The following is a 12,282-nucleotide window of genomic DNA, read 5'->3' as shown; positions in this document are numbered from 1 at the left end:
CAGTTCTCTTATTTCTTGACGCCGGCGGCTGCTGCCGGCGGTTCGAGCAACACCTGCTTGAGATCACTGCCGGCGACACACACGATGACGAATTGCAGCCGGCCTTTCTCCACCATCAATCCGGCGCTGATCGCCTTGCCGTTGGTGGCCCGTTCAGCCACGGCGATCCCGTCAAGCAGCTCCGGTCGAACGTTACGGAGCCGGACGAGCAGATCGCGATCATGCTCTTCCAGGTCATCGACCGAGGACACGACCGCGGTCTTGATCGTGTTGCCGGTCAGGGCATCGATGGTGGTCTCCCAAAGACGGTTTCCCTTGACCATCCTGACCTGATAGGTCGGAGCCCCGGTCTCGCCGTCGAAGCTTGCATCCACCGCCCGCGATCCGGCCTGCCGGTCCTGGGCGATCGAGAGCGCCTCGCGCAGCGAGATCGATGCAGCCTTGAACCGGCCAATCTCCGACTGCAGCGCCTGTTGTTCTGATTCATCGCTGCGTGGCGCCGAACCTTCGGTCGCGACCGCAGGAGGCTCGTGCGCAACGCCGGCATGCGCCGCCGTGGCCAGCAGCAGGCTCAGGGCAAGACTTGCGTGCAGCAGGCCCATTTGGCGTGCGGTCCTGCCGCGCCCGGGCGGCTGGACGATGCGTGCAATCTTGTCGGGACGTCCGGATCTCATCTTAAGTGACTCGTCATGGCAATTGGCTTGGTACGGAATCGGCATGGCTCGGCCCCTCCGCGACGCGCGGTGGTCCGAACGAGACGAACGGCGTTTGTGTCGTGGCTAGAGCGGCAGGCGCTTGCGGGCGTGCTCGCGCGAATAGGCGCCGGGCGTATATCCGGTGTAGTGCTTGAAGCGACGCGTGAAATGACTCTGATCAGCAAAGCCGACGGTTTGCGCGACCTCGGCGAGCGACATCTCGGCGCGCTGGATCAGGTCCTTCGCCCGCTCGATGCGGGTGCGCTCGAGATAGGCGATCGGCGACAGCCCAAACTGCTTCTTGAAGATGCGGCTGAGGTGGAAGCGGCTGATGCCGGAGGCGTCGGCCAGCTCGGCCAAGGTGATCTTGGTGTCGAGCGGCTGCCGCATGAACTCCAGCGCTCGCCGGATGGCTGCGACATTGCTGCCTGGGAGCTCGCCATTCGCCTCCGTCGGCGCCGCATAGCTGCGCAACAAATGGGCCGAAAGCGCGGTGACGGCCGAGTCCATCAGCAGGTCCTGCGTCGGATGCGACGGACGCTGCAGCTCGGCCGAAAAGATCTCGCCGAGACGATCCAGCACGGGATCCTGGGCGCGAAAGACGTTTTTCAGTTCGGGCCGTGCAAAGATGCCCTGCCTGCCTAATGAATCGGCAACCTCGATCAGATGATCGGGTGAGAGACCGATACGCAGGTGAGACGGCAGACGGCCGCGGAACATCGTTTCATGACCTGCGGGAATGATCGACACGTCGCCAGGCCTGCACGCACTTTCAAAGCGCTGGCCAGCTCGTTGTTGTAGCACATAGGACGAATGATCGCGCGCGATCAGCACGACATGATGGTCACGTGGCGGCATTGGATCGGCTTGGCCGGCGTGAAACGGGCCGTACTCATCGATCCACAGTCCTTCCCAACACCGTCCCTCGCTCGTCGCGACGCGTGGGCGGTCACCCAACTGGCGCCGCACGAGATTGATGCTGCCGGCCTCATCTCGCTCGGGTCGATAATCCATCAACATGTTCGTGGACTTCCAAGCTTCTGAAAATTGATTGATCCTCCGCGCAATTATCTTTGACCGACATTCAATGTGAAGGCTCGCTCCGGTCAGTTGTCGTACCCAACCGGACAGGCCGGCCTCGACCAGAGATCAATCATCTCTGACATCGCGATGTCGGTTTGCACCGCTATGTTGTGATGAGATCCGACGCAAAGAGCGGGCCAAACAGGCGACAGAGATCGCGACCTCGGGATGAGTCTCCGCTCACCGCACATGACGCAACTGTCGAGCGAATTTTGGCATCGATCAGCTGCCGCGACAGTCTGACATCCGACAGACCTGTTCGTCGCGACTGGCGGGGCGTCGCGCAGCCGCCTCAAAGATCAGCCGTCCTCGATCTCTGATGTCACATGTTACCATCTTGATTGTCGTAGAGCGTGGCACTAAGAAACATTCCGGACATCGAAATTTGCCGGCTGCTTGGTCATTCTGCTCAGCGAAGCGCTGACAGGCCGAGCCGGGACAGGTCGTTTCAGCTCGAGGGCAATTTCCGTTGCAACAGCCCGGTACGTCGTCGCGTCGAAACGGATCGGCCCGCATCGGCGCGGTGGACGAATCCGTTCTCGGACTTCACGAGCGGCTCTACGCTCCGACAAAGCTGGCGTCGGTCTACGACGTGCTCTTGAAGGAAGGTCACTCACCGTCCGACGCCTTGAAGGGCATCGGCCTGAGGGCCGAAGATGTCCATTCGCCGGACACCCGGATTTCGCTCAGTCAGCTCACGACTGCCTATCGGAACGCCATCCGGCTGTCGGCCGATCCGCACATCGCCTATCGAATCGGCGAGACCGTCCATATCTCCGCCTACGGCATGTATGGATATGCGATCCTGTGCAGCCCGGACTTTCGGACCGCCGTGGATGTCACGATCCGCTACCATGTTCTGGCAACACCGCTGGCCGCGGTCGGTCTGACGGAGGAGAAGGGCTTGGCGACCTGGAGCTTCGAGCCTCACGCCCACATGGTGGACGACGCTCCCCTCTATCGCTTCGTGCTGGAGAAGCAGGTTGGAGTCCATATCTCTGTGATGCGGGACATCATGGGGCCGGCTTTCGTTCCGGAAGCGATCCATCTGACCTACGCCAAGGCCATGGATTTCAGCATCGACCCGAGTGATGTCGGCTGCGAGGTCCGCTATTCGCAATCGGCCAATCGAATGATCTTCAAGAGCGATTGGTTGGACTCCAAGGCGACCTTGGGCAACCGGACGACGTTCTCGCACATGGTCGAGCTGTGCAACACCCTGCTCGCCGACATCGCGCTGCGCGCAGGCGTGGCCGGACAGATCCGCGAGATCCTGCTGCGCGACATTGCCAATCCGCCCTCCTTCGAGGCCGTCGCGCGTCAGCTCGGCTCGAACGAGCGGTCGCTGCGGCGGGCGCTGGAGCGGCAGGGTCTGTCGTTCCGCGCTCTGCGCGACGAGCTGCGAGGCCGGCTGGCGCTGGAATATCTGCGCGGCACCTCGCTCAACAACGACGACATCGCGGTCGCCTTGGGCTTCAGCGACGGCGCAGCCTTCAGGCGCGCATTCCAGCGCTGGACCAACAAGACGCCCAGCGACATCAGGAGCGAGCAGCCGCGGGCGAAATAAGGGACGGGAGACCGGCCTCATCGCTCGATCCAGACGGTCATGCCGGGCTCCAGGTCGGCCATCTTGCTCGACGGATCGACACGCAGCCGGAGCGTATTGCGGTCGTGATCGCCGACCACCCGTCGCGCCTGCCAGGTCGCGAACGGACCGAGCCGGCGGATCTCGGTTACCGCGCCGGTGAACGTCTCTCGGCTGCCGCCGCGGCCGACCTTGACGCCTGTGCCGACGCTCAGCCCGTCGAGGTAATCCTCACGGACGTTGAAGGACAGCCATTCCCGGCCGCTGGCCTCCAGGGTCAGGACCGGCTGCCCGGCGCGCACGTTCTCGCCCATTTCGGCAACCACGACACTCACGATGCCGTCCGCTGGCGCCCGCAGCACCATCTTGTCGAGCTTGCGCGCGAGCACCGCAACCGCGGCTGACGCGGCCTGGACCTGGGCATCGGAGATGGCGCGCTCCTGCGGCGTCGGCCCGGCCACAGCCGCATCGTAATTGGCCTGGGCCTGCGCGACATCCATCAGCGCGCTGTCCGCGTCGTGTTGCGCCTGGTCGAGCGCCTGCACCGATTCGACGTTCTGCCGGGTCAGCGAGCTCGTGCGCGCCAGCTGCGCCTGCACATAGTCGAGCCGCGCGCTGGCCTTCGCTATGCCGCTCCTCAGCGAATCGACCTGCTCGCGGCGCACGCCCGCATAGACATGGTCTCGATTGGCGACGGCCGCCGCAAGCGCGGCGCGCGCCTGGTCGAGCTGCGCAGTCAACTCCACCGCAGACAGCGTCGCCAGCACGTCTCCGGCACGGACGCGCATGCCCTTGCGGACCTCCAACGAGGCGAGCTGGCCGCTGACCTCAGGGGCGACGCCGATCTCGGTCGCGCGAACAACACCCACGATCGTCGGCGCCCGCTCGTCGGACGGCCTTTCGTAGATCGCGAGACCCGCAACGATGGCAACGACGATGGCTGCCGTGACGACAGGCTTACCCTTCATGTGCCAGCCTCCTCCTGGTCATGCTCGCGGAGCTCACGGCGAGGCCGAAATACACCACGGCCAGGACCCACAGCCCCAACCAGCTGGATGCGACCTCCCAGAGGCTGGCGCCGAGCTGATTGATGCGAACCAGTCCGTTGATGGCAAGATCCGCCGGAAAGATCCGACCGAACGCGAGCGCAACATCAGGAATTGCTTCACGCGGCCACGCGAAGCCCGTCATGAAGAACAGCGGCAGGCTCGTCGCCAACAGCAGGAGCGTGGCGTTCTCCGGTCGCGTGAGCAGCGTGCCGATCGCCTGCCCGAGAAAGCTCGTTGCGAGCACGAACAGTGCCGCAAGCGCAAACATCTCCGGCAGGTGCCCGAGCGTCGAAAATCCGTACACATGCGGCAGCACGACCAGATAGAGCCCGAGCGCGGGCATCGAAAGCGTGAGATGCGCAACGCCTCGGCCGGCCACAGCGGCGAGCACGCTGCCGCCGCCCCGCAGTGCCTCACGCGTCAGCATTGCCGCACCGATCAGCAATGTCTGCTGCAGGATCAGGATGAAGACCGCCGGAACGATGTAGCTCGCATAGCCGCCGACCGGATTGAAGATCGGCTGCAGCAGGACATCGGCAGGGCTGGACGCCGCGAGCTTCGCCTTGACGAGGCTGCCATCCGAGCGGCCGCCTTTGGAGACGAGCTCGGAGCTCAAGGTCCCCATCGCCGTGGCGACGCCGCTCGCTGTCGAGCGGAAGATGAAGAGATAGGTGGCATCCGCGTAGACGGGGATATGGACGTTGATCCCCTTGAGGAGATCACGCTCCGTCCCTGCCGGCACCTCGACAGCGGCGAAGGCCAGGCCGCGATCGATGACGTCGCGGGCCTCGGCGAGCGTCCGGGGCCGCGCGACGACCCGCAAGGCGCCGCTCGCATCCAGCGTCTCCGCCAACCGGCGGCTGACATCGCTCATATCGTTGTCGACGATGGCGATCGGCAGCTTGCGCAGGATTTGGCTGAGATAGGGCTGTGGATAGTAAACGCCATAGATGAGCGGTGCGAGGACGATGACCGTAAAGGCGCTGCGGGTGCCCAGCACGCGCTGCCATTCCGCCAAAAACGCACCGCCGACGCCCCTCGCTCGCCGGCCGATCGCGGCCTGCTCCGCCCCGCCGGCATCGTCAGCAGGCAGGCTCCGGATCAGCCCTCTCAGCCGCAGCCATGCGAGCGCCGTGTAGATCGCCGTCAGCCCCGCGAGCATGGCGAACGACAAGGCGGAGTCCGAAATGGGAAGGCCGCGGGCTGCCTGGCCCAGCAGGATCGACATGTACCAGCGCAGCGGCAGGATCGCGCTCAGGCCCTGCGCGAACCCATTCATGCCGCTGATCGGAAAGCCGACGCCGGCATAGCCGAAGGCCGGCGACACCAGCAATCCGGTCAGCCCGAGGCCCGTCGCGAGATCGCGCGCCAAGAGCTGCAGCAGCGCGCCGAGCGCAAGATAACAGGTGATCAGGAGCAGGCTCGCGGCGATCAGCATCGGCAGGTCGCCCTTGAACGGGATTTCCAGCACGCCCTCGAGCAGGAGCGGCACCGCGAACATCATCACGGCGAAGATGCCGAGCAACGGCGCGAGCTTACCGGCCAGGGCGATGACCGGATTGCCGCCGGCGCATTCGATCCATTCGCGCATGCTGCGCTGACGAAACTCGGATCCGACCGAATAGCCGCCCACCACCGTGATGATGACGTGGATGACCATCGGCAGCAGGGTTCGCAGCAGGAATTGGGCGTAATTCTTCTGCGGGTTGACCAGCGTGATGGTCTCGCTCACCAGCGTGCCGGTTGAGGTCGGCGTAGGCGCCGCGCGTCCGGCCGGGGCTGCGGCTGCTGCGGCGGCCGTCAGCGCGTCGCTGAGGCCCGCGGAGGCGATGCCAGACGCGGTCAGGAATTGCTGATTGTAGAACCCGACCACCTGGGGCCGCCGCTGCGCCTTCAGGTCACGCTCGAAATTCGGCGGGATGTAGACTGCGGAGATAGACTTGCCGGATCTGAGGTCCTCGACGGCATCCGACAAGGTCGCAGAGCGGCCGGCAATGTGCAGGTTTGGAGACGCCGCGATGTATTCGGCGAGCGCGTTCGATGCGTCCGAGCTGTCCCCGTCCACGACCGTGACACCGAGACCGCGGATGACGGATTGGCTGAAGACGGTCGTGAGAACGACGAAGGCAAACAGGGGAATGGCGAAGATCAGGATCAATGCGACACGATCGTGAAGCAGCCAATGCCACTCGCGACGCGCGACGCGCAGGAAGCCTGAAGCCGATGCCGTGCCCATCAGCGCGACCGCCAATCGAGATAGGCGCTCATGCCCGGCCGTAGCTCCGGCATTGGCTCAACCGGATAGGCGCGGATCGAGAACGTCCGTAGATCGAAGTCACCGGTCGCGCGGGTCGCGCGCCAGCTCACATACTCGCCCTTCGACGCGATCAGCTTGACCACCACCGTGACCTTGCGGTCGTCGAGCGCGGGAATCCGCACATCGAAGCGGTCGCCGACCTTCACCTTGCTCATCAGATCTTCGCGGAGATCGAAGTGGATCCAGAGATCGTCGAGATTGATCAGCGACATCAGGGGAACGCCGGGCGCGACATATTCGCCGGGCTCGATGTTGCGCTGATAGACCTGCGAGGCGACCGGCGCCTGGACCACCAGCTGATCGATCAGCGATTGAACGACCTTGATGTCGGCGTCGGCCTTCTCGACGTTCGCCTTGGCGATGTCGCGCTCCTCCTTGGTATAGCCGTTGACGGCCTGGTCGTAGGCCGACTGGGCCTGATCGACGGCCCGCTCGCTCTCGTGCAGCGAGTCGGTCGCCTGATCCAGGCGCGCCTGTGGCGCGTTGCCCTGCTCGGTCAGTGTGCGCGCGCGATCGAATGTTTTCTGGGCGAGAAGGCGATTGGCCTGCGCACGCTCCAACTCCGCTTTTCGCGCTGCCACGGTTTCCGGCCGCGTGCCGGCCAGGACGTTGGCGAGCTGCGCTTCCGCGACGGCCTTTCCGGCCACCGCCTGCTCCCGCTTGGCGATGGTCTCCGGATTGTCGATGCTCACGAGCACCGCCCCCTGCGCGACGTTCTGGCCGCGCGTGACCGGCACGTCCTTGACCCGGCCATCGACCCGCGCCGCGATATCGAGCCGAGTCGCATCGACCTCGCCCTGGACCAAAAGCGGCTGCGGCTTCAGGAGGTAGTACACGGACAGACCGGCCACGGCGGCCGCAATCAGCACCACGATTGCAAATGGCACCGCGGTCGAGCGCGCGCGATGCTCTCGATCGATCGGAACGGACGGCTGTCGCGCGGCCAGGCTCGGTGTATCTTGCATGTATGGCTCTGTCATCGGACCCGATTACGAAAGACCGCGCCTTCACGTCTGAAAGGCATCGGCGCTCCAGGCCGGCGATGCGGACCCGCGGAGCAGCCGACACGTTGAGATGAATCGTACGAGTTGAAAGATAAGCGCCGGACGTCCCGCGATATTGCGCATGGTTGCGCCGAGTTGAACGAAATTGCTCGGGATGAGCCGGCCACACGGGGACGGACGCCACACCGATCGGGGATTTCATCGCCGTCGCCTCACTTCACGGCTCCCTCACTTCACGGCTCCCTTGGCGGCGCCGAGCTCCTCGTCAACCTCGTCCTCGAACGCACGTTTCTTGCCGGCAATGAAGCGCCGATAGCCTTCCGGATCGATCCAGGCGTTGACGCCCTCCGTCTCCGCACGCTTCCGCTTGCCTTCGAAGTCGTAATACTCGTTGTGCTGCGCCAGCCAGATGTCCGGCTTGATCATCTCGAGAGCATGGTGCGTGTTGCGGTAGTCGGTCTCGATGCCGGGGTACGAAGGGTCCTTCGCCAGCCGATAGCCCGGGTTGACCCCGGCGCCGTCAGGGAATGCCACCAGATAGGCCTTGCCATCGACGACCAGGTTGGCGATCCACGTGGTCGATCCCCGCGTGTGGCCCGGCGTGTGGTAGGCGGTCAGCAGCACATCACCCATCCTGATCTGGTTGCCATCGCGCAACACCCGGTCGACCTTCACGCCCTCATAGGCCAGGTCGTTCGCGTACTTGAAATCATCCCTGTCGCCGCTCTCGATCGCCGCCACATCATCCCTCATGATGGCCAACTGCGCTCCCGTCAGCTTCTTCATGAAAGCGAAAGCACCCGCGTGATCGATATGCGCGTGGCCGTTGATCATCAGCTTGATGTCCTCGGGCTTGAATCCGAGCTTGCGGATCGAGTCGACGATCCCCGGTCCGGAGGACGGCATCCCCGTATTCATCAGGATGTGTCCCTCCGACGTCGTGATGAGGAATGCACCGAGGCCCTTGGTGCCGACGAAGTAGATCGGGCCTACGATCCGCACCGGCTCGGCGGGCTCCTCCCATTTGAAGATTTTCTTGGCGAGCGAAATGAACAGCTTGTTGTCGCTCGCAAGCTGCTCCTTGGACGGCAGGTTCGGCGGCAGCGTCTGCGCCGCGGCCGGACAGGCGAGCGCCAAAAGCAGCGCAGACGCTATGATTGCGCGAGGCGGTCTCGACATTTTATTATTCCTTATCGTAGCGGTGTTTCTTCATCCAAAGCTCAGCCGCCCGCGCGCCAGCCAAGGAATGTCTTCGTTCGGAGCACTCTTATTGTACTCGCCCAGCTTCTTCCGGACGGCTCAGCTCTTCGAGCAAGAACACGAAGGACTCATAGGGATAGCCGGTCGCATGCCGCAGCCCCATCTCGCAGGTGCGGTTGGCCGAGAGATAAACGTCCGCGGGGTGGGCATCGAGAACAGCCTTGATTTCGCGCGTTGCCGACCGGACGAGCTCGGGATGCAACAGTCCGCGATCCCCAGCCGTGCCGCAGCAACCGGTCCCAATGGGGATCTCCACATCGGCGGCCAGATGCTCCGCGATGTCTCTCAGTTGCTTGGCGAGGCCGAGATGGACGGCAGAGCAATTGGGATGGACCGCCACCCTGCCCACTTTTCGCGAGATCTTGAGCTCAGGAAGCAGGCCGTGGCACCACGCAATCGAATCGATGATCGTGAGCTTCTTGTAACGCGCTTTCGCCTCGGCCGTGAGCTGAGAGGCGATGTCCTCGACCAGGCTCAATGAACACGACGCCGCATCCACCACGATTGGCAGTTGGCCGCCGTCGCTCCAACGCCAGAGAGCCTCCGCCGTCGCACGTGCCATATATTCATAGCCGTCACTATAGGCCTTCGATTTCCACGGTGACGAGCAGCAGAAGCCGCCGCAATCGGAGGGAAGCCATAGCTTTCGGCCGGAGCGTTCGGATAGCCGGACCAGAGCTTCCGGCAGGGATGGCGCTGCAGGTCCCGCCGGATCGCGTCCGAAGATCCGATTGATACAGGCCGAGAAGTAGACGGCCGCCGCACCCTCTCGGTCCGTCTGAGGAAGAGGCTTTGCCGGTCGTGGCATCGGGCCCGGGACGGAGGGAAACAGGTCGGGACTGATCACGCTTCGCACCATGCCGGTGAGAGCCGTGAGTGGCCTGGTCCCGATTGTGCTGGCGACGACGTGAGTGCCTGCGAGCGCAAAGCGCGAAACGCTCTCGATGGTTTTCCAGTTCTTGGCGACGCACAGGGCCACTTTGTTGGAGGTCGGCCCGTTCTCCTTCGCCCGCAGCTCCTTGATCACGGCGCCGGTGTTGATCCCGATCGGACATGGGATCGCGCACGTGCCGTCGCCAGCGCAGGTTTCGATGCCATCATATTGATATTCGGACTGCAGCCGAGCCAGCATGTCCGACCCCGGTTGCTGCCGGGCCATTTCACGCCGCAGCACGATGCGCTGGCGCGGCGTCATCGTGACGTTGCGGCTCGGACAGACCGGTTCGCAGAAGCCGCATTCGATACATTGCGACGACCCCATGATGCCCTCGATCTGAGGGACCGACTTCAGGTTCTGCATATGGATGTTGGAATTGCGGGTCAGGATCACATTGGGTGCGAGCACACCGTGGGGATCAGCAAGCTGCTTGATCCGCCACATCATCGCCGTCGCCTTCTCGCCCCACTCCGCTTCCAGGAAGGGCGCCATGTTGAGGCCGGTGCCGTGCTCCGCCTTCAGCGAGCCGTCATGCTTGCGAACGACGAGGTCCACGAGCTCGGAGATGAAGGCGCCGTAGCGGGCCACGTGCTCCGGATTCGTGAAGTTGGCGATCAGGGAAAAATGCAGATTGCCATGGCCGGCATGCCCGGCGACTCCCGAGGGAAAGCCGTGCTTGGCCATGAGCGCCTGGAGGTCGTGCACGCCCTGGGCGAGCCTGTCCGGCGGAAAGCAGACGTCCTCCGTAATGAGCGTCGAGCCCTCCTTCCGAGTCTTTCCGATCAAGCCGAGCAGCCCTTCGCGGACGTGCCAGGCGAGCTCAATCGCTTCCTCGACGCTCGTGAACTCGACTGGCCGGATGAGATTGGCCTTGCCGACGGCGTCCAGGACCTCGGCTTGCTTTGCGGCGAGCGAGACCTCGTCCGCCGCGCCGAACTCGACAAGCAGCGCCGCCGCTTTTGGATCGAGCGTCTTCCAGTAGGAAGGCGTCTCGGCAAAGGCGTGGCCCGCCGCCGTGAGGGCCGGCGCGACCATCAGCTCGACGGCGGAAGCGCCGAGCCCGATCAATCCCGGCACGAGCGCAACCGCTTCGTCGATGGACGGCACCGGAACCCAGGCGACGCTCGTCACTTTCGGCACGGCCACTGTTTCGATGGTGGCTTCCGCCACAAAGCCGAGTGTCCCTTCCGATCCGACCAACAGCCGGCGGAAGATCTCGAGCGGCGTCTCACCGTCGAGCAGTGCGCAGAGACGATAGCCATGGGTATTTCTGATCTTGTATTTCCGACGGATCCGCGCCGTCAGATCAGGATAAGCAGACAGCTGATGCTTGAGATCGAGAAGTCCTTGCGCAAGCTCCGGCTCGGCTGCGGCAAACGCTGCTTCGGCTCCAGGCGCGCCGGTGTCGATCATGGCGCCCGAGGGCGTGACGAACTTCATCGCCGTCACGGTGCTGTAGGCGTCCGTTTTGACGGTGCAGCGCATGCCCCCCGCATTGTTCGCAATGACGCCACCGACCGTGGCGGCGTGGGCGCTTGCGGGATCCGGCCCGAGACGCTTGCCGTATTTTGCCAACATCGTGTTGACATGGCCGAGGATCATGCCGGGACGGGCGACGACACGCGCGCCCCCGTTCTCGACCGTCGCGCCATACCAGTGGCGCCGGACGTCGATCAGGATGTCGTCCGATTGCGATTGCCCGTTGAGGCTGGTTCCGGCGGCGCGGAACGTTGCATGCCGTCCGTTCTCGCGGCAGTAACGGAAGATCTTGGCGATCTCGTCTGCCGATCGCGGCATCACCACGACCTGAGGCATCAGGCGGTACGGGCTTGCGTCGGAGGCGAAGCGCACCAGATCGATCGCACGATGCATCACGCGATCAGCGCCAAGAAGCGCGACGAGATCCGATTTGAGCTTGTGCGGACTTCCACCGGCAAGCGTATCGGGAGCGGCATCCGCAGCCGGGGTGCACTCGAATCTGCCGATGCGTGCCGGGTTGGCTGCGAACAACTTTCTGACCATGCGGACTTCCTAGAGACGAATCGAGATGCAGGTGAATTGTGGACGGCGGCTGCCCCGCCGGCGCCGTCGCGCAGCCAAGCCCGGACTTGTCGGGCTCTGCTGGCGACAATGGAGATTCTTGAATTTTGAACGATCGCTAGCCCGACGGCGCACCGACAGGGGGTGTCGGCTTCCCCTTACCGAGGATGATCCGCCTTGGCGTGTGGGTCTTTGCCCGCGCGAGACACGGCTGGGCTCGACGTGAACGACGATGCCGTCGGACGGTCCGCCACGATCATCTCGCGGCTCAAACGATCCGTAGTCACGGGTGAGTACGGCCGGCGCTTGATG

General features: G+C 64.1%; 9 protein-coding genes. 2 read left to right on the top strand and 7 right to left on the bottom strand.

Going from position 1 to position 12,282, the window contains the following annotated elements:
• Nucleotides 1-8: 8 nt before the first annotated feature.
• Both ACVILH_RS19250 and ACVILH_RS19245 read right to left on the bottom strand, forming a co-directional pair.
• Complete coding sequence (locus ACVILH_RS19250; RefSeq protein WP_456714294.1) at nt 9-719, bottom strand: PepSY domain-containing protein; 711 nt, start codon at nt 717-719, stop codon at nt 9-11.
• A 60-nt stretch (nt 720-779) separates the two neighbouring features.
• A complete protein-coding gene (locus ACVILH_RS19245) occupies nt 780-1,553 on the bottom strand; it encodes a helix-turn-helix transcriptional regulator (RefSeq protein ID WP_456714293.1) in 774 nt (257 codons plus the stop codon).
• Between the two features lie 748 nt (nt 1,554-2,301).
• Here ACVILH_RS19245 and ACVILH_RS19240 point away from each other — a divergent pair.
• On the top strand, nt 2,302-3,345 hold the full coding sequence (locus tag ACVILH_RS19240) for an AraC family transcriptional regulator (RefSeq protein ID WP_456714292.1): 1,044 nt from the start codon (nt 2,302-2,304) through the stop codon (nt 3,343-3,345).
• A 17-nt stretch (nt 3,346-3,362) separates the two neighbouring features.
• Here ACVILH_RS19240 and ACVILH_RS19235 read toward each other — a convergent pair whose 3' ends face one another.
• The 5 genes from ACVILH_RS19235 to ACVILH_RS19215 all read right to left on the bottom strand — a co-directional run bounded on the left by ACVILH_RS19235 (nt 3,363) and on the right by ACVILH_RS19215 (nt 11,781).
• Nucleotides 3,363-4,331, bottom strand: a complete 969-nt coding sequence (locus tag ACVILH_RS19235) for an HlyD family secretion protein (RefSeq protein WP_456714291.1) — start codon at nt 4,329-4,331, stop codon at nt 3,363-3,365.
• Nucleotides 4,321-6,648 carry an ABC transporter permease gene (locus ACVILH_RS19230; protein ID WP_456714290.1) on the bottom strand — a complete coding sequence of 776 codons (2,328 nt, stop codon included), beginning with the start codon at nt 6,646-6,648 and terminating at the stop codon, nt 4,321-4,323. The genes ACVILH_RS19235 and ACVILH_RS19230 overlap by 11 nt, the downstream gene beginning before the upstream one ends.
• Entirely contained in the window at nt 6,648-7,694 is a 1,047-nt protein-coding gene (locus ACVILH_RS19225) for an HlyD family secretion protein (protein ID WP_456714289.1), read from the bottom strand. Before ACVILH_RS19225 ends, ACVILH_RS19230 begins: the two co-directional genes overlap by 1 nt.
• A gap of 267 nt (nt 7,695-7,961) precedes the next feature.
• On the bottom strand, nt 7,962-8,912 hold the full coding sequence (gene bla, locus ACVILH_RS19220; RefSeq protein WP_456714288.1) for a subclass B3 metallo-beta-lactamase: 951 nt from the start codon (nt 8,910-8,912) through the stop codon (nt 7,962-7,964).
• 88 nt (nt 8,913-9,000) lie between these two features.
• Nucleotides 9,001-11,781, bottom strand: coding sequence for an FAD-binding and (Fe-S)-binding domain-containing protein (locus ACVILH_RS19215; RefSeq protein WP_456714287.1), 2,781 nt, complete (start codon nt 11,779-11,781; stop codon nt 9,001-9,003).
• Between the two features lie 15 nt (nt 11,782-11,796).
• On the opposite strand from ACVILH_RS19215, the gene ACVILH_RS19210 reads away from it, so the two are divergent.
• A complete protein-coding gene (locus ACVILH_RS19210; protein WP_456714286.1) occupies nt 11,797-12,081 on the top strand; it encodes a hypothetical protein in 285 nt (94 codons plus the stop codon).
• Nucleotides 12,082-12,282 lie beyond the last annotated feature (201 nt).

It is taken from the genome of Bradyrhizobium sp. USDA 4353, assembly GCF_054063215.1.
The sequence above is the reverse complement of the archived record's forward strand: the minus strand, read 5'-3'. Positions and strand labels throughout refer to the sequence as shown.